This is a genomic window from Sphingomonas sp. Leaf34 (genome assembly GCF_001421805.1).
Lineage (GTDB): Bacteria > Pseudomonadota > Alphaproteobacteria > Sphingomonadales > Sphingomonadaceae > Sphingomonas.
Genome location: NZ_LMLC01000005.1, coordinates 637875 through 655689 on the forward strand (window position 1 = coordinate 637875; position 17815 = coordinate 655689).

The 17815-nt window shown below is 66.4% G+C and carries 13 protein-coding genes and 1 tRNA gene; 6 read left to right on the forward strand and 8 right to left on the reverse strand.

From position 1 onward, the window contains the following. Nucleotides 1–59: 59 nt before the first annotated feature. Nucleotides 60–653 carry a cob(I)yrinic acid a,c-diamide adenosyltransferase gene (locus ASF00_RS17345; RefSeq protein ID WP_055882259.1) on the reverse strand — a complete coding sequence of 198 codons (594 nt, stop codon included), beginning with the start codon at nucleotides 651–653 and terminating at the stop codon, nucleotides 60–62. Between the two features lie 199 nt (nucleotides 654–852). After that, complete coding sequence (locus tag ASF00_RS17350; RefSeq protein ID WP_055882506.1) at nucleotides 853–1083, reverse strand: twin transmembrane helix small protein; 231 nt, start codon at nucleotides 1081–1083, stop codon at nucleotides 853–855. 116 nt (nucleotides 1084–1199) lie between these two features. Here ASF00_RS17350 and ASF00_RS17355 point away from each other — a divergent pair, with 116 nt between their 5' ends. Then, entirely contained in the window at nucleotides 1200–1550 is a 351-nt protein-coding gene (locus ASF00_RS17355; protein WP_055882263.1) for a DUF3147 family protein, read from the forward strand. A 314-nt stretch (nucleotides 1551–1864) separates the two neighbouring features. Here the strand turns inward: ASF00_RS17355 and gluQRS are convergent, their stop codons facing one another. Then, complete coding sequence (gene gluQRS, locus ASF00_RS17360) at nucleotides 1865–2707, reverse strand: tRNA glutamyl-Q(34) synthetase GluQRS (protein ID WP_055882266.1); 843 nt, start codon at nucleotides 2705–2707, stop codon at nucleotides 1865–1867. 92 nt (nucleotides 2708–2799) lie between these two features. Between gluQRS and ASF00_RS17365 the strand changes: the two genes are divergently transcribed. The 3 genes from ASF00_RS17365 (at nucleotide 2800) to ppc (ending at nucleotide 6576) form a co-directional block, all read left to right on the forward strand. Next, a complete protein-coding gene (locus ASF00_RS17365) occupies nucleotides 2800–3366 on the forward strand; it encodes an HNH endonuclease (protein WP_055882270.1) in 567 nt (188 codons plus the stop codon). A gap of 27 nt (nucleotides 3367–3393) precedes the next feature. Further along, nucleotides 3394–3771 (forward strand): EF-hand domain-containing protein, encoded by a 378-nt coding sequence (locus ASF00_RS17370; protein ID WP_055882274.1) that lies wholly within the window; start codon nucleotides 3394–3396, stop codon nucleotides 3769–3771. Between the two features lie 90 nt (nucleotides 3772–3861). Further along, on the forward strand, nucleotides 3862–6576 hold the full coding sequence (ppc, locus tag ASF00_RS17375) for a phosphoenolpyruvate carboxylase (RefSeq protein WP_055882278.1): 2715 nt from the start codon (nucleotides 3862–3864) through the stop codon (nucleotides 6574–6576). Nucleotides 6577–6794: 218 nt separating this feature from the next. Here the strand turns inward: ppc and gltB are convergent, their stop codons facing one another. The 4 genes from gltB to ASF00_RS17395 all read right to left on the reverse strand — a co-directional run bounded on the left by gltB (nucleotide 6795) and on the right by ASF00_RS17395 (nucleotide 14731). Then, nucleotides 6795–11297 (reverse strand): glutamate synthase large subunit, encoded by a 4503-nt coding sequence (gene gltB / locus ASF00_RS17380; RefSeq protein WP_200910559.1) that lies wholly within the window; start codon nucleotides 11295–11297, stop codon nucleotides 6795–6797. Between the two features lie 20 nt (nucleotides 11298–11317). Further along, entirely contained in the window at nucleotides 11318–12760 is a 1443-nt protein-coding gene (locus ASF00_RS17385) for an NAD(P)-dependent oxidoreductase (protein ID WP_055882281.1), read from the reverse strand. A 151-nt stretch (nucleotides 12761–12911) separates the two neighbouring features. Continuing rightward, entirely contained in the window at nucleotides 12912–13721 is an 810-nt protein-coding gene (locus tag ASF00_RS17390) for an undecaprenyl-diphosphate phosphatase (RefSeq protein ID WP_055882284.1), read from the reverse strand. Nucleotides 13722–13777: 56 nt separating this feature from the next. Next, nucleotides 13778–14731 carry a complex I NDUFA9 subunit family protein gene (locus ASF00_RS17395; RefSeq protein ID WP_055882288.1) on the reverse strand — a complete coding sequence of 318 codons (954 nt, stop codon included), beginning with the start codon at nucleotides 14729–14731 and terminating at the stop codon, nucleotides 13778–13780. Nucleotides 14732–14844: 113 nt separating this feature from the next. Here ASF00_RS17395 and ASF00_RS17400 point away from each other — a divergent pair. Both ASF00_RS17400 and ASF00_RS17405 read left to right on the forward strand, forming a co-directional pair. Then, nucleotides 14845–14931 (forward strand) — tRNA-Leu (locus tag ASF00_RS17400). 234 nt (nucleotides 14932–15165) lie between these two features. Beyond that, nucleotides 15166–15741: a hypothetical protein gene (locus ASF00_RS17405; protein ID WP_055882291.1), complete on the forward strand. Its 576-nt coding sequence runs from the start codon at nucleotides 15166–15168 to the stop codon at nucleotides 15739–15741. A gap of 31 nt (nucleotides 15742–15772) precedes the next feature. Here the strand turns inward: ASF00_RS17405 and ASF00_RS17410 are convergent, their stop codons facing one another. Further along, nucleotides 15773–16240 carry a hypothetical protein gene (locus tag ASF00_RS17410; RefSeq protein ID WP_055882294.1) on the reverse strand — a complete coding sequence of 156 codons (468 nt, stop codon included), beginning with the start codon at nucleotides 16238–16240 and terminating at the stop codon, nucleotides 15773–15775. Between the last annotated feature and the right edge of the window lie 1575 nt (nucleotides 16241–17815).

Sequence of the window (17815 nt, forward strand, 5' to 3'; positions counted from 1 at the left end):
ATCTCTCCTCAATTCGACGTCGAACGATGCAACGTTGAAACGCGAGCGACCATAGCTGCCTATTCGCGCGTAGCCCCCGGTTGCCAAAGAACGTCTCCAGCGCCGTTTTGGTTCACCGCCCGCGACGCCACAAACAGGAAATCAGAGAGCCGGTTAACATACGCTAATGCAGCGGGATTCAGCCGCTGAATCTCGCTCGCGCCGACCGCGGACCGCTCCGCGCGCCGGCTGATCGCCCGTGCCAGGTGCAGCGCGGCCGCCGCCGCCGATCCCCCCGGCAGGATGAAACTGCGCAACGGCGCCAGATGCGCGTTCATCGCATCGATCTCGCGCTCGAGCCGCTCGACCTGCGACGGCACGATCCGCAGCACCATCTCGGACGGTGTAAAATCCTCCACCCCCGCCTCGTCGGCACCCGCCGGAGTCGCCAGATCCGCGCCGAGATCGAACAGGTCGTTCTGGATTCGCGCCAGCGCCGTCGCCAGCGCATGGTCCCCCAGCGCGATCACCGCGAGACCGATCGCCGAGTTTGCCTCGTCGACATCGCCGATCGCCTGCATCAGCGCGCTCGATTTCGACACGCGCGACCCGTCGACGAGCCCGGTCGTGCCGTCGTCGCCCGTCCGCGTGTAAATCTTATTCAGCTTGACCATGAATCTTCCAAATCGAGACGCGGGAAAGGTCCGTCAGACCTGCGAAATTCCTGTCACTGCAGCATGAATCCGCCCCCAAGGCCCGTCGCCCCAGCGAAAGCTGGGGTATCTCGCGTGGTTCGTGACGCTCGCCAAACGGCGAGATCCCAGCGTCCGCTGGAATGACGGATCCGGGTCGGCCGCGTAACCCCATCCAGTCCTAGTTGCGGCCCGCCGCGAACAGGATCAGGACGACGATCAGGATCGCCAGCGCCTGGAAGAAGATTCGCTGCTGCATCATCCGATTCGATTTCAGCGACGCCGCGCTCGGGCCGTTGCCGTCGCGGACCTGCGCGCTGCCCTCCTGCAGGAACGATACGACGCCCCGCACCAGAGCCACGACGGTCGCGATCATCGCCGCGATCAGGAGGATGACGAGGAATGTGTTCATGACCCGAATGTAAGCGCGCGACGACGGGGTAGCAATGGCGTACCCGAGCCCGCGAAATGACGCATGTTGCCCGAACGCGATCTTGCCGAATGCCGCGCGGACGGCGCACATGGCGCATGCTCTACCTCGCGCTCAAAGCCGTGATTTCCGGCATCCTGATCGCCGCCGCCTCGGAGATTGCCAAGCGCTATCCCGGTTTCGGGGCGCTTGTCGCCTCGCTGCCGCTCGTGTCCGTGCTCGGCATGATCTGGCTCTGGCGCGACAAACCCGATCCCCGAACGATGGCCGCGCACGCCGGCGCGACCTTCTGGTACGTGCTGCCGTCGCTGCCGATGTTCCTGCTGATCCCCGCAATGCTCCGCCACGGCGCGCCGTTCTGGGTATCGCTGCTGGCCGGCTGCCTGCTCACGATCGCGCTGTACGCAGCGACGACCTGGGCCGCGCCGAGGCTCGGGATCGAGCTCTAGCAGCGTCACGCGCGTCGGAGGCCCCTCCCCAAGCCGCTGCCTCCACCCCGGCGAAGGCCGGGGCCCAAGGGGAAAGGTCGCAGTAACGGATCGCAGCGCTAACGTGGCACCGTCCCCCAATTAGGCCCCGGCCTCCGCCGGGGTGGTGGCAAAAAGAAGCCACCGGACGGTCCCCTGTTTCCCCGCGAAGGCGGGGACCCTGTCCGGGCTCCCGCCTTCGCGGGAGAACAAGGCGGAGCGGACGACGCATCGTTGGCGACCGGGCCCTGATTTGAGGGTCGGAACAGCAGCCGATTTTCCCCGCCCCGGCCTGATCATCCCCCGCCGGCGCGCACCCGCGCCGCCAACGCCGCCCCGTCTTCCCCCGCCGCCCGCATCTCCGCCAGCGCCCGCGCGCCATCGCGCTTGGCGAGCCGTCGCCCCGCCGAATCCACCACCAGCGGATGATGATGATAGGCCGGCACCGGCAACCCCAGCAGCGCCTGCAACACCCGGTGGACATGCGTCGCCGCAAACAGGTCGACGCCGCGCACCACGTCCGTGACGCCTTGCGCGGCATCGTCGAGCGTGACCGCGAGATGATAGCTCGCCGGCGCATCCTTGCGCGCCAGCACGACGTCGCCCTGCGCCAGCGGATCGGCGACGACCGTCCCGGCGGTAGAATCATGCCATGTCAGCGCCTCCACTCCTGCCCCCACCTCTGTCAGCGCCTTCGCCATATCCAGCCGCCAGCAGCACGGCCCGGTCCGCGCCGCGATTGCCGCCGCGGACAGCCCGCGGCAGATCCCTGGATAGGCCGGCCCGACCGCTCCCTGCGGCGCGGACGCACTCGCCGCGATCTCCGCCCGCGTACAGAAACACGGATAGACCAGCGCGCGCGCCTTCAGTCCCTCAAGCGCCGCATCATAGGTCGCCAGCCGCGCCGACTGCACCATCAGCGAGTCCCACCGCAACCCGAGCCACGCCAGGTCCTCGAAAATCCCGTCGACGAACTCGGGTCGACTCCGCGTCCCGTCGATATCCTCGATCCGCACCACGAACCGCCCGCCCCGCGCGCGAGCAAAATCATGCGCGCGGATCGCCGACGCCGCATGCCCCAGGTGCAGCCGCCCCGTCGGGCTCGGCGCGAACCGCGTGACGACCGACCTGTCGCTCACCACGCTTGACCAACCGCTACGCGCCGTGCTGTCATGGCGATGTCATCGCTGTCGTCCATAGGGCGGTCTGCGAAGCCTGAGTGGGAGGAGCCGTGTTTCACCCCGATCTGATGCGTCATCCGGATGGTTGTCCGGCGCTCGTGCTCAATGCCGATTATACGCCGCTCTCTTACTATCCGCTCAGCGTCTGGCCGTGGCAAACCGCGGTCAAGGCTGTCTTCCTCGATCGCGTCGACATCGTCGCCACCTATGAACGCGAAGTGCGCAGCGCCAATTTCGCGCTGAAGCTGCCCTCGGTGATCGCGCTCAAGCAGTTCGTCCGACCGTCGCAATTTCCCGCCTTCACCCGCTTCAACCTGTTCCTGCGCGACAAGTTCACCTGCCAATATTGCGGCAAGCTGCGCGATCTCACCTTCGACCATGTCATCCCCCGCGCGCAAGGCGGTCGTACCACGTGGGAGAACGTCGTCACCGCCTGCTCGCCCTGCAACCTCAAGAAAGGCGGGCGCACGCCCAAACAGGCGGCGATGCCGCTCCATATCGAGGCGATCCGCCCGACCAACTGGCACTTGCAGGAACACGGCCGCAGCTTCCCGCCCAACTACCTGCACGACACATGGCACGACTGGCTGTATTGGGACGTTGAACTGGAAGCGTAACGGCTTTTCGAGACGTCGGGAGATACTATGCAAGTGAAACTGGTGATCGCGCTCGCCGCGACGGTATTGTCCGTGTCCGCGTGCGGCAACAAGGACGAGCAGCGCGCGCAGGCCGACGCCAACGCGGTCGGCTTCGTGCCCCCCTCGGTGACCTCGCGGCTCGACTTCGGCGCCAGCATGGAACGCCGCTTTCGCACGCTCGATCGCAACGCCGACGATCGCGTCACCAAGGACGAACTGCCCTCGCCCAACGCGCGGATCAAGGCGTTCGACCGGAACAAGGACGGCGTCATCACCGCGATCGAGTGGAGCGAAGGCACGCTCGCCTGGTTCGACCGGATGGACCTCAACCGTGACGGCACCGTCACGTCGGAAGAGCGTGCGGAGTCGCGCAAGCGCCAATAATCGAAATTATCTTTCGCACGACGGCACGTCTGCACTACAAATCTACCGTCCGAGGTTGACCTGATCCCTGCCGCAGCGCAGCAGGGCATCATGGCTAGCCTTCCCGCAATCGCGAACAATTCCGACATCCGCTTCCTCGGCAAACTGCTCGGCGACGTCATCCGCGCCTATGGCGGAGAGCGATTGTTCGAGGCCACCGAGACGATCCGCAAGGCCTCGGTCGAACGCCACCGCGACGCCTCCGAAGGCAAAGCCGGGGACGATGGCGCGGTCGATCTCAGCCTCGAAAAGCTCAGTCTCGACGAGACGCTGGATTTCGTCCGCGGCTTCATGCTGTTCTCGATGCTCGCCAATCTTGCCGAGGACCGCCAGGGCATCGCCGCCGAGGACGGCGCCGATCTCGCCTCCGCGATCGCCCAGCTCGAATCCGAGGGGATCGACCGAGCCCAGATCCGCACGCTACTCGACCACGCGCTGATCGCGCCCGTGCTCACCGCGCACCCGACCGAGGTCCGCCGCAAGAGCATGATCGACCACCGCAACCGCATCGCCGAACTGATGGGCCTGCGCGATCTCGGCCGCGACACGACGCCCGATGGCGACAGCGTCGACGACGCCATCCTTCGCCAGATCGCGCTGCTGTGGCAAACGCGCGTCCTGCGCCGCGACCGCCTCTACGTCACCGACGAGGTCGACACCGCGCTCAGCTACCTGCGCGACGTGTTCCTCCCCGCACTCCCCGCGCTCTACCAGCGTTGGGACCGCGCACTCGGCGAACGCACGCCCAGCTTCCTGCGCCCCGGCAGCTGGATCGGCGGCGACCGCGACGGCAACCCCTATGTCACCGCCGACTCGCTTCGCACCGCGCTGTCGAAGGCGAGCGAAGCCGTGCTTGGCTATTATTGCGAGGCGGTCCACGCGCTTGGCGCCGAGCTGTCGATCTCGACCGAACACGCCCCCGCCGACGCCGCGGTGCAGGCGCTCGCCGACGCCAGCGGCGACGACGCCGCCAGCCGCAGCGACGAACCCTATCGCCGCGCGCTCTCGGGGATTTACGCGCGCCTCGCCGCAACGCACGAGACGCTGACCAGCAAGCCGTCGCCGCGCCCCGGCCGTCTCACCGGCGAACCCTATGCCAGCCCCGCCGACTTCCGCGCCGATCTCGTCACGCTCGCGCACGGCCTCGGCTCCGCGCTCAAGACCGGCGGCGCGCTCGGCCGGCTGATCCGCGCGGTCGAGACATTCGGCTTCCACCTCGCCACGCTCGACCTCCGCCAGAACAGCGCCGTCCACGAACGCGTCGTCGCCGAACTGCTGAACGTCGCCGGCGTCGAAGACGATTACCTCGCGCTCGACGAAGACGCGCGCGTCGCGCTGCTCCGGCGCGAACTCGCCAACGCGCGTCCGCTCACCTCGCGCTTTGCCGACTATACCGAGGAAACCGCAGGCGAACTCGCGATCGTCCAGGCCGCCGCCGACGCGCATGCCGCCTACGGCCCCGCCTGCATCACCAACTACATCGTCTCGATGGCGCAGTCGGTCAGCGACCTGCTCGAGGTCAATCTGCTGCTCAAGGAAGTCGGCCTCTACCGCCCCGGCGGTACAGGGTCCCATCAAAGTAATACTTCGATGGGAGCCGAAACCCCGACCGCCGCGATCATGGCGGTCCCGCTGTTCGAGACGATCGGCGATCTCGAGGCCGCCCCCGGCGTCATGACCGCGTGGTTCGCGCTGCCGGAAATCGCGACCATCTCGACCGCGCGCGGCCATCAGGAAGTGATGATCGGCTATTCCGACAGCAACAAGGACGGCGGGTATCTCACCTCCACCTGGCAGCTGTCGAAAGCCTCGACCGCGCTCAAACCCGTCTTCGCGGCGGCGGGTGTCGGCATGCAGCTGTTCCACGGCCGCGGCGGCGCTGTCGGGCGCGGCGGCGGCTCGGCGTTCCGCGCGATCCGCGCGCAGCCGCCAGGCACCGTCCAGGGCCGCATCCGCATCACCGAACAGGGCGAAGTGATCGCCGCCAAATACGGCACGCGCGACGCCGCGATGACCAATCTTGAGGCGATCGCCTCGGCCACGCTGCTCGCCAGCCTCGAACCCGAACGTCTCTCCAACGCGGACAATGCCAGCTTCTCCGCGGCGATGGATACGCTCAGCGCCACCGCGTTCCACAGCTACCGCGACCTCGTCTACGGGACGGAGGGCTTCCGCACCTTCTTCCGCCAGATGACGCCGATCGCCGAGATCGCCGGGCTCAAGATCGGCAGCCGTCCCGCCAGCCGCACCAAGTCCGACCGGATCGAAGACCTCCGCGCGATCCCCTGGGTCTTCAGCTGGGCGCAGGCGCGCGTCATGCTCCCCGGCTGGTACGGCGTCGGCCGCGCGATCGCCGGCTTCGAGGACAAGGCGCTGCTGAAGGACATGGCGCAAGGCTGGCCGCTCTTCGCCTCCGCGCTCGCCAACCTCGAAATGGTGCTCGCCAAGTCCGACATCGGCATCGCCGAACGCTATGCGGGACTGGTCGAGGACGACAGACTCCGCGCGATCTTCACGACGATCCGCGACGGCTGGCACCAGACGCATGACGGGCTCTTGCAGGTCACCGGCCAGTCGCGCCTGCTCGAAAAGCACCCCGCGCTCGACGCCTCGATCCGCCTCCGCCTCCCCTATATCGAGCCGCTCAACCTCCTCCAGATCGAACTCATCAAACGCCGCCGCGCCGGCGAGGACGACCCCCGCATCGGCGAAGGCATCCTCCTGTCGATCAACGCGATCGCCACCGCGCTGCGCAACAGCGGCTAGTGCGCACGGACCCGGGCCTGGGCCATTCGATGAGGCCGGTGCCGGCAACGCCGTAAAGTCCTGCGCGTGTTCGGCACCGGGCGAGGCGTCGCGATCGCTGCCCGGCGGTGGCGCCGGCGATCTGCAAGGCTATGCGCGCAGGGTTGCAATGGGACACGCCACTATCGGTGAGTGAAACCGGCGTGTCCCATCACAGGGCGGAAGATGCTCGGACGCGCCTATTCCGCCGCGACCAATTGCGCGCTGTCGTCCAGGGGATGGCTCAGCCGCGTCAGCATTTCCTTGGGCACGATCTGCCAGAAATGCGGCGCCACCCGGTCCCAGTCCTCGAGCAGGCCCTTCGACCATTTGCTGTCGGTGGTATCGGCATGGTCGCGCACGAGGTCGAGCAGCACGTCCGCCCAGTGGAGCGCCCGCACCCGGTCCCAGGTGATGTTCTCGGGGTTCGCGCGCTTCTCGAACGCGCCCTCGGGATCGTAGATGAACGCCATCCCGCCGGTCATTCCCGCGCCGAAGTTCGCGCCGACCTTGCCCAGCACCACCGCGATGCCGCCGGTCATATATTCGCACCCGTTCGCGCCGCAGCCCTCGACGACCACCATCGCGCCCGAGTTGCGCACCGCGAACCGCTCGCCCGCCTGCCCCGCCGCGAACAGCCGGCCGCTCGTCGCGCCGTACAGCACTGTGTTGCCGATGATCGTATTGTCCTGGCTCGCGAGCGGCGAGCTCACCGCGGGCCGGACGATGATCGTCCCCCCCGACAGCCCCTTGCCGACATAGTCGTTCGAATCGCCAAACACCTCGAGCGTGATCCCCTTGCACAGGAACGCCCCCAGCGACTGCCCGGCCGAGCCGCGCAACCGGATCGTGACGTGATCGTCGGCCAGCGTCGACATCCCGAATTTCCGCGTGATCTCGCTCGACAGCCGAGTCCCCACCGCGCGGTGCGTGTTGCGCACCGAGTAGGTCAGCTGCATCTTCTCCCCGCGCGAGAACACCGCGGCGGCATCCTTGATGATCTGCGCGTCGAGGCTGTCGGGCACTTCGTTGCGCCACGTCGACAGCGAGAACCGCCGCTGCGAATCGTCCGCATCGACCTTCGCCAGGATCGGATTGAGGTCCAGATCGTCGAGATGCTCCGCCCCGCGGCTCACCTGCCGCAGCAATTCGGTCCGCCCGATCACGTCGTCGAGGCTCTTCACGCCGAGCCGCGCGAGGATGTCGCGGACCTCCTCGGCGATGAACGTCATCAGGTTGATCACCTTCTCGGGCGTGCCGACGAACTTCTGCCGCAGCGCGTCGTTCTGCGTGCAGATCCCGACCGGGCACGTGTTCGAGTGGCACTGGCGCACCATGATGCAACCCATCGCCACGAGGCTCAGCGTACCGATGCCATATTCCTCGGCACCAAGGATCGCCGCGATCACGATGTCGCGCCCGGTCTTCAGCCCGCCATCGGTGCGCAGCCGGACGCGACCGCGCAGGCCGTTGAGCGTCAGCACCTGGTTGACCTCCGACAGCCCCATCTCCCACGGCGTGCCGGCATATTTGATCGAGGTTTGCGGGCTCGCGCCGGTGCCGCCGACATGGCCGGCGATCAGGATCACGTCGGCATGCGCCTTCGCCACCCCCGCCGCGACCGTGCCGATACCCGCCGACGAGACGAGCTTCACGCAGACGCGCGCGCGCGGGTTGATCTGCTTCAGATCGTAGATCAGCTGCGCCAGATCCTCGATCGAGTAGATGTCGTGATGCGGCGGCGGTGAGATCAGAGTCACCCCCGGCGTCGCATGGCGCAGCTTGGCGATGAACTCGGTGACCTTGAAGCCGGGCAGCTGGCCGCCCTCGCCGGGCTTGGCGCCCTGTGCGACCTTGACCTCGATCTCCTCGCACGCGTTCAGATATTCCGCGGTGACGCCGAACCGCCCGCTCGCGATCTGCTTGATCGTCGAGTTGGCATTGTCGCCGTTCGCGTAGGGCACGAAGCGCGCCTTGTCCTCGCCGCCCTCGCCCGACACCGCCTTCGCGCCGATCCGGTTCATCGCGATCGCCAGCGTCTCGTGCGCCTCCGGGCTGAGCGCGCCGAGCGACATGCCCGGCGTCACGAACCGCTTGCGAATCTCGGTGATCGCCTCGACCTGGTCGACCGGAACGCCTTCCGCGGGGAAGTTGAACTGGAGCAGATCGCGCAGGTACACCGGCGGCAGGTCCGACACGCCGCGCGAGAATTGCAGGTAGCTCGTATAGCTGTCGGTCGCGACCGCGGTCTGGAGCAGGTGCATCAGCTGCGCCGAATACGCGTGCGTCTCGCCGGTGTGGCGCTGGCGATAGAAGCCGCCGATCGGCAGAGTCGCCACCGCCGGATCGAACGCCGCTTCGTGACGGTCGGTCGCGTTGACGTGGAGCGACTTGTAGCCCTCGCCGCTGATCTTGGCGGGCATGCCGGGGAACAGGTCGTTGACCAGGCTGCGCGACAGTCCGACCGCTTCGAAGTTGTAGCCGCCGCGGTAGGACGAGATGACCGCGATGCCCATCTTCGACATGATCTTCAGCAGCCCCTCCTCGACCGCGACGCGGTGGCGACGGAGGCATTCGGCGAGGTCGAGGTCACCGAACAGCCCACGCGACTGGCGATCGACGATCGCGGCCTCGGCCAGATACGCGTTCACGGTGGTCGCACCGACGCCGATCAGCACCGCATAATAATGCGTGTCGAGGCATTCGGCGGTCCGCACGTTGATCGACGCGTAGGAACGCAGCCCGCGACGGACGAGATGCGTATGCACCGCGGCCACTGCGAGCACGCCGGCAATGCCGACGCGGTCTTCGCTGATGGCTTCGTCGGTGAGGAATATCTCGCTCTTGCCCTGACGGACCGCTTGTTCCGCCTCGTTGCGGATCCGCTGGATCGCCGCACGCAGCTTCTCCGGGCCGCCGCCGACCTCGAACGTGCAGTCGATCTCGGCGACCGCGCTGCCGAAATGTGCCTTCAGCCGCGACCAGTGCTCGCCCGTCAGCACCGGCGAATCGAGCACCAGCACGCGCTCGCGCTGGTCCCGCACGTCCAGGATGTTGGCGAGATTGCCGAACCGCGTCTTCAGCGACATCACGTGCCGCTCGCGCAACGGATCGATCGGCGGGTTGGTCACCTGACTGAAGTTCTGGCGGAAGAACTGGCTGATGAGGCGCGGCTTGTCCGAAATCACGGCCAGCGGCGTGTCGTCGCCCATCGATCCAATCGCCTCCTTGGCCGATTCGACCATCGGCGACAGGATCAGCTCCATGTCCTCCATCGTCTGCCCCGCCGCGATCTGGCGGCGTGCGAGCTCGGCGCGGTCGTAGCGCACGACCGCATCCTCGACCGACGGCAGGTCGGCGAGCGTGTGGAATTCGCCGATCATCGCGGCGTAATCCGCCTCGCCCGAAATGCGATCCTTCACCGCGCGGTCCTGCAACAGGACGCCCTCGTCGAGGTCGACCGCGATCATCTCGCCCGGCCCGAGCCGCCCCTTCGCGACGATCGTCGATTCAGGCACGACGACCATGCCGCTCTCCGACCCGACGATCAGCAGACCGTCCGACGTCAGCGTATAGCGCAGCGGACGCAGCGCATTGCGATCCATGCCGGCGACCGCCCAGCGGCCATCGGTCATCGCCAGCGCCGCGGGGCCGTCCCACGGCTCCATCACGGAGGCGAGATACTGGTACATCGCGCGGTGCTCGGGCGGCATGTCGGGCGCCGCAGCCTCGGGCACCAGCATCAGCTTGGCGGTCGGCGCATCGCGCCCCGAGCGACAGATCGCCTCGAACACCGCATCGAGCGCCGCGGTATCGGACGCGCCCGCCGGGATCACCGGCTTGATGTCCTCCGAATTGTCGCCGAACGCGAGGCTCGCCATCCGGATCTCGTGGCTGAGCATCCAGTTCTTGTTGCCGCGGATCGTGTTGATCTCGCCGTTATGCGCGAGGCAGCGGAACGGTTGCGCCAGCCACCATTGCGGGAAGGTGTTGGTCGAATAGCGCTGGTGGAAGATCGCGACGCGGCTCTCGAACCGCTGGTCGCACAGATCGGGGTAGAACACCGACAGCGATTCGGCGAGGAACAGCCCCTTGTAGATGATCGACCGGCACGACAGCGAACAGATGTAGAAGCCCTGGATCTGCGCCGCGATCACGCGCTTCTCGATCCGCCGGCGGACCAGATAGAGCGTCTTTTCGAATTCGGCGGCGTCTTGCTCGTCGGGCATCGGCCCGGCGATCATGATCTGCTCGATCTCGGGACGCGTCGCCTGCGCCTTCTGGCCGATCACCGACACGTCGACGGGCACCTGGCGCCAGCCATAGATGGTATAGCCCGCCTCGATGATCGCGCTCTCGACGATCGTCCGGCAATCCTCCTGCGCGCCCAGATCGGTCCGCGGCAGGAAGATCATGCCGACCGCAAGCCGGTTCGGGCGGACCTTGTGCCCCGACGCGGCGACCGCATCGTCGAAGAAGCGCAGCGGGAGGTCGATGTGAAGCCCGGCGCCATCGCCGGTCTTGCCGTCCGCATCGACCGCGCCGCGGTGCCACACTGCCTTCAGCGCATCGACCGCGGACTGCACCACGCGGCGCGACGCGCGGCCATCGGTGGCGGCGACGAGCCCGACGCCGCACGCATCGCCCTCATAGTCGGGACGGTACATGCCTTCAGCCGCGAGGCGGGCGCGTTGATCGATCATCGGAGACCCCTGTTCGTTGCTCATGCCGCCACCTTCGCGTTGGCCGCCTTGGTCCTCAGCCATTTGTGCATTGTCGCGGCAACGTCTCGGCCGTCGCGGATCGCCCAGACGACCAGGCTTGCCCCGCGGACGATGTCGCCCGCCGCGAACACGCCGTCGAGCGAGGTCATCAGCGTCTTGCCGTCGACCAGCACGGTGCCCCAGCGGCTCACGCCGAGCTCGGGCGTCGCGAACAAGGTCGGCAGATCCTCGGCGTCGAAGCCCAGCGCCTTGATGACGAGATCCGCGTTCACCGAATAATCGCCAGCGGGATCGGGTTCGGGCGTGCGGCGTCCGCTCGCATCGGGTGCGCCGAGACGCATCTTGCGTACCTTGACGCTCGACACGGCATCGCCGCCGTCGAAGCTCTGCGGGCCCGAGAGCCAGACGAACTCGACGCCCTCTTCCTCGGCGTTGGCGACCTCGCGCTGCGAGCCCGGCATGTTCGCGCGGTCGCGGCGATAGAGGCACTTCACCGACTTCGCGCCCTGGCGGATCGCGGTGCGGACGCAGTCCATCGCGGTGTCGCCGCCGCCGATCACGACGACATCCTTGCCCTCGGCATTCAGGCTGCCGTCGTCGAACGCGGGGACCGCGTCGCCGAAGCCCTTGCGGTTCGACGCGACGAGGAAGTCGAGCGCCGCGACCACGCCGTTGGCCCCGCCACCGGGCAGGTCCATCGCGCGCGCCTTGTAAACGCCGGTCGCGACCAGGATCGCATCGTGGCGCTGGCGCAGATCGTCGAGGCTCGCGTCATGACCAACTGCGAAGCCCTCGTGAAACACGATGCCCGCGGCCTTGAGGCGCTCGACGCGGCGCATGACGATCGGCTTTTCGAGCTTGAAACCGGGGATGCCATAGGTGAGCAACCCGCCGGCGCGATCGTAGCGGTCATAGACGTGCACGTCATAGCCATGCCCGCGCAGATATTCGGCTGCGGTCAGCCCGGCGGGCCCCGCACCGATCACGCCGACTGACTGGCCGCGTGGGCGGCCGGGGACGAGCGGCTCGACCCAGCCATTCTCCCAGGCAGTATCGGTGATGAACTTCTCGACCGAGCCGATCGTGACCGCACCGTGGCCCGTGAATTCGATGACGCAATTGCCTTCGCACAGCCGATCCTGCGGGCAGATCCGACCGCAGATCTCGGGCATCGTCGAGGTCGCGTTGCTCAGCTCATACGCCTCGCGCAGCCGCCCCTCGGCGGTCAGCCGGAGCCAGTCCGGGATATGGTTGTGCAGCGGGCAATGGACCGAACAATAGGGCACGCCGCATTGCGAGCAGCGCCCGGCCTGCTCCTCGGCGGGCTCGACCGCGTAACGCTGCGCGATTTCGCGGAAATCGTCGGCCCGCTCGTCCGCGGTGCGCTTGTCGGGATAGGATTGCTCCCGGCCGACAAATTTGAGCATCGAATCGTTCGCCATGATAGCCTCCGACAGCCGCGTTATTGCGCGTGCGGAGGCTTGTCACGACTAAATCGGCATATGAGTCAGTTATACTGTCGTATAAATCGTCATTCCGGGCACGATTGCGCGCGAACCATTCTTAACTACAGCTTTTAGTTCCATATCGGACTTACTTGGTCAGCAGCCAGATCAGCGCGGCCGAGCCGGCAACGACGCGGTAGAGCGCGAACGGAACGAAGCCATGCTTGGTGACGATGCCGACGAACCATTTCACCACCAGAAGCGCGACGATAAACGAGACCGCAGCGCCGATCGCGATCGCGCCCAGCCCGACCCCGCCGCCGCTCGCGATCGCGTCGCGGTTCTTGAGAATCTCGAGCGCGCTCGCGCCGAGCATCGTAGGGATCGCGAGGAAGAAGCTGAACTCCGCCGCCGTCCGCCGCTCGACGCCCAGCGCCAGCGCGCCGAGTATCGTCGCGCCCGAGCGGCTGACGCCCGGCACCATCGCCAGACACTGGAGGAAACCGATGCCGACCACGGTCTTCAGCGGAATGTCCGCAACGCCGCTGATGTCGCTGCGCGGCGCGAACCGCTCGACCGCGAGGATCGCGAACCCGCCCACGACCAGCGCGATCGCGACCACCTCGGCATTGCCGAGCAGCGCCTCGATATATTTGTGGAATGCGAGGCCGATCACCGCAGCCGGGATGAACGCGACGACCAGGTTGCGCAGGAACAACCAGGATTTCGGCTCGCGCTTGATCAGCCCCATGCCGACCGCCCAGAACGTCCGCCAGTAGAGCACGACGATCGCGAGGATCGCGCCGAGCTGGATGACGACGTTGAACACCTCCCAGCGCCCCGCATCATAGCCGAGCAGCCGCGTCGCGAGGATCAGGTGCCCGGTCGACGACACGGGCAGGAATTCGGTGATCCCCTCGACGATGCCGAGGAGAATGACGGTGAGAAGATCGGTCAAGCAAAAGCTCCGGGCGGTCGGGGTCGGTGGATCGGCAGGGCCTTAGCGCGAAAAGGTCAGGCCGTCCCGGTATCCGCGCGCGTTTCGGCGCGACGCCCGAACCGCCCGGCCTTGCGGAAGCGGACCAGCCAGCCCGGCGCGACCGTCGACAGCGGCGTCGCCTCGATCCCGAACGCCGCAAGGCCGTCGGTACCCGTGACGACGTTGTCGCTCTGCAGCATCGTCCACTGATCCTTGGTGATCGGGGCGCCCGGCAGGAAACCCGCCCTGGCGATCAGCGCGCCGGCAAAGTCCGGCAGCTCGACGATCGAGGGATCGCGACCGATCGTCTTGGCGATCCAGCGGATCAAATTGCCCATCGTGATGATATCGGGCCCGCCGAGCTCGAGCGTCTGCCCGCCGAACGTCTCGGGGTCGGATGCCGCCGCGACGATCGCATCGGCGACGTTGCCGACGAACACCGGCTGGAACTTCGCCCCCGCGCGCAGCACCGGCACGACCGGCGCCTTGGCGATCATCCCGGCGAAGCGGTTCACGAACTGGTCTTCCTGACCGAACACGATCGACGGCCGCAGGATCGTCGCGGTGGGGAACGCGTTCAGCACCGCCGCCTCGCCCTGCCCCTTCGACTTGCCATAGGCCGACGCGGACTCCGGATCCGCGCCGATCGCCGAGACGTGCACCAGCGCGCCGACGCCCGCCTTGGCTGCGGCCTCGGCGACGGTCTGCGCGCCGAGTGCCTGGACGCGCTGGAAATCGCCGGCGAGCACGCCGACCAGGTTCACCACCACGTCCGAACCGTGCACCGCATGCGCGATCGTCTCGGGCTTGGTGACGTCGGCGCCGACGAACTGCGTCTGCCCGAGCCCGCCGAGCGGTTTCAGGAAGAACGCCTGTCGCGGATCGCGCTGCGCGATACGGACGCGCGCGCCCGTCGCCAGCAGCGCCTGCGCGACATAGCGGCCGACGAAACCGCCACCCCCGATCAGCGTCACCAGTTTGTCGTTCATCGCCCGTCCGTCCACTTTGTTTCGCCTGTCCAATCGCGAATAACCCCTTGCCCCAGCAAGAGGCGTGTTGACAAGCATCCGTACCCTCCCCTAGAGGCGCCCTCCTACCCCGTGCCCGGATGGCGGAATTGGTAGACGCACCAGCTTCAGGTGCTGGCGATCGCAAGGTCGTGGAGGTTCGAGTCCTCTTCCGGGCACCATCTTCCCCGCCAGGGGTTGAGACGACGATAAAAGTCCACATTTTCGTGAGTTACGCTCCCAAATCCGGTACAGGGAATGGGACAAACTCCGTCAGGGGCAAGTCGCTCGATTGGGTTCGAGAAGAACCAACAGGCCGCCTCATTTTCCGTCGCGCCTACCCCTAAGCCATCCGAACTTTTCTTCCGAAAGCCGGACAGCGGGAGCTGAAGGTCCCCTTGCGGGCCAAGCGTTATATGACGCCGGAAGCGTTCCGACTGTACGACCAAGCCATCGAGCACTTCGAAGCGGACGTGCGCCATGCCCTCGCCGTCCAGGCCGTAGAGGGCCGGGAGGTTACAGGGACGGTCGACGCGCTCACACCGGACCTGACCGCCTACCTCGTGACCGCCTTCAAAGCCGACGACCTGAAACTAGAACAGGAAGTACGGTGGACCGCTCGCCCCCTCGAAAAGAAACTGGAGGCTCGCCAGCGACTGGAGGAGAATTGCCGGGCGGACCTGACGGACGCGCTTCAGCTTCGCGCTCTCGGGGACATGGAGACAATCCTCAGCCAGTGGAGCGGACCGGCGTTCGATCACGCGAAGCTTCACGGCTTCTTGGTCGACCGGGAGGGCCCCGAGTTCACCAGCTACGTCCGCGCCTTCCATGACGCCCAGATTGAGACATGGCAGGCCATCCAGGGCCACAAGCTGTCCGACAATACGGCAGGGGAAGGCTACGGCGACCTGAGCCCGCTAGGCTTTGCGATCGACCAGTCCCGGTTCGAAGGTCTCGATCTGAGCCGTGTGCAACCGAGGACGGACGAATGATGACATCCCGCAGGCTCAATACACGCTCGCGTTAAGGCGTGCAGGGCCGTCCACTTCCCAAGGACTCGGACACTAGCGGCGCCCCATCGACCTCCCAGTACCCGATACTATAGTTTCTGTCTGGGGCCGTCGCGGACCACGACACCCGAACCATCGAGATCGTCGGCTTGCCCTCTCGGCTGTCGGACACCCAGGCCCCTTGGCCGCCTCTCTCCGCCGCAGCCACGCGGACTTCGCGGGTAAAGGTCGCAAAGGTCGGCTGGAGAGAATGTGTGATCCCAATCACCCGGCCTCTGCAAATCGTGACGTTGTAGCGGTCGTTATAGGCCAGCGTATCGCCATCCTTGATGTTAAGCGGACGAACCGTGGCCTTGCCGTATCGGTCCAGCTCGGCGACAGTTCGCGTTTGGCTCATTCCGATCCTGAGTTCTCCGAAATCCTCCGCCTGGGCGCCGGTCGCGATCGTGAAGGCCCCCAAGGCCACTAGGCGTTTCTTCATGTCCGCGAGTTTCCCGTGTATTCCCGATGGTGGCCTACGGGTGCCCGAAAGAAAACCCCTCTTTGAAAGCGTATACGGAGGCCATCGAACCACTGCTAAGGTGCAAAGCTGCACGCGTGAGGGCTCGACCATCAGGAGGTCGGCAAGAACTGCGCCCTAGTGTCGGTGTGATCGGGAGGAAGATCGTGGGCGAGTTACCTACGCTGGATCATACGGGACGCGGACTACCGCTTGGCTGGATTGTGGTAGCCGCCATCGTCTACTTCGGATGGACCGCCCTTCAATGGCTCATTGCGACCGACATCCGCCGACAGGACGAAAGGCGTGTTCACCGCTCCAACGGCCCTGAAAGCCCCGGCAGCGAACCCCCGCAGCCTGTTGGGGTGTGGGAAGCGGTCAAGCGGTGGCTCTCTTCGGGCTATGGCGCTGATTAGGCTCCATGATCGTCGGCGGCCCTCAGGCCACCTCAGGCTCCAGTCGGGCCTTTAGGTTGTTGACCGACGAAGCATGCCACCTACCGCCCCTGAGGGTGAGAATAACCGATACGGACGGGATCCCGTTTGCCCGCTTCGGCGACGCCATGGCCAAAGCTGCCCGTGGCGTATGGCTGACCATCGACCTCCGCCGGGAAACGTTGGACAGGCTCGACGGGAAACCGCCCCGACCGCCTCCAGACCCGCACGCGCCTACATCCGCCCTCAGGCGCTTCACGCCCCCCGACACACCGTCGAGGCCGTCGCAGAGACCATCCTGGACACCCCCCGTCACGCCGCGGCCTCTCGGGGCGCTGTTCGCCGATTTCCGCCCCCCCTATCCCAACGCCCGCGGCCTTGCTCGTTCAAGAACATGGATTCTCATTGCGGTACCGAGCGACCCTTTACGCGATCACCTTCTCATGCCGCGCCTGTCGCAGCGGACTCCGGGGCGCATTGGCCAGCTGGCTGTCCTATCGCGCAAGGCTCAGCCTGAGAGCTTGATACTGGAACCTCTCCCGAACCCGTCCAACAACCGGACAGCAGCCGCAGCGCCGCATCGAGGCCCCTCACTAACTCAGCGCTACCGAACCGTGTGTTGATGGGCGGCAAGCGCCCTAGAGGTGGCAGGGGGGCAAGCTATCGGTCACCTCTCATGCTGCCATCGACAGGGGCACGGCTCGAGACGCTCGCAGCTTATGCATCTGACATGACGCAGGACGTCGCCACGAGCGAATGACTCAGAAGGATCGCGAAGCGAGTCGAGGTAACACAGCCAAGCGCCCGCCACCGACGGGTCCAGCTCCATGATGCGGCCCTCGGGCTTGCGGTCGAGCGGTTTATAGCCACGCCTTGGACATAATGGGCGTAAAGCGCCGGACGCCCCGGAGAGCCTGACGCGGATAACATCAGGACCCGGTCGCCGCCGGTGAAGTGGACAAATCCAGGGAATCGCGAAGGTGCGCTGTCCCAACCCAGCGGTCGGCCGACCGTAGCGAATACCGCAGTTGTCGAACGCAGTGGGGGTTCAGAACGCAAAAAAGCCCCTGTCCGGCTGGACTGGGGCTATTTGGTATAGTGGTTGCGGGGACAGGATTTGAAC

Bases quoted from the DNA above. Each gene is read 5' to 3' on its own strand.
- ASF00_RS17355 (WP_055882263.1), top strand. From the start codon at position 1,200: ATGCTCTACCTCGCGCTCAAAGCCGTGATTTCCGGCATCCTGATCGCC.
- ppc (WP_055882278.1), top strand. From the start codon at position 3,862: ATGGCTAGCCTTCCCGCAATCGCGAACAATTCCGACATCCGCTTCCTC.
- ASF00_RS17345 (WP_055882259.1), bottom strand. From the start codon at position 653: ATGGTCAAGCTGAATAAGATTTACACGCGGACGGGCGACGACGGCACG.
- ASF00_RS17410 (WP_055882294.1), bottom strand. From the start codon at position 16,240: ATGAAGAAACGCCTAGTGGCCTTGGGGGCCTTCACGATCGCGACCGGC.
- ASF00_RS17350 (WP_055882506.1), bottom strand. From the start codon at position 1,083: ATGAACACATTCCTCGTCATCCTCCTGATCGCGGCGATGATCGCGACC.
- ASF00_RS17385 (WP_055882281.1), bottom strand. From the start codon at position 12,760: ATGGCGAACGATTCGATGCTCAAATTTGTCGGCCGGGAGCAATCCTAT.
- ASF00_RS17395 (WP_055882288.1), bottom strand. From the start codon at position 14,731: ATGAACGACAAACTGGTGACGCTGATCGGGGGTGGCGGTTTCGTCGGC.
- ASF00_RS17405 (WP_055882291.1), top strand. From the start codon at position 15,166: ATGACGCCGGAAGCGTTCCGACTGTACGACCAAGCCATCGAGCACTTC.
- gltB (WP_200910559.1), bottom strand. From the start codon at position 11,297: ATGATCGATCAACGCGCCCGCCTCGCGGCTGAAGGCATGTACCGTCCC.
- ASF00_RS17370 (WP_055882274.1), top strand. From the start codon at position 3,394: ATGCAAGTGAAACTGGTGATCGCGCTCGCCGCGACGGTATTGTCCGTG.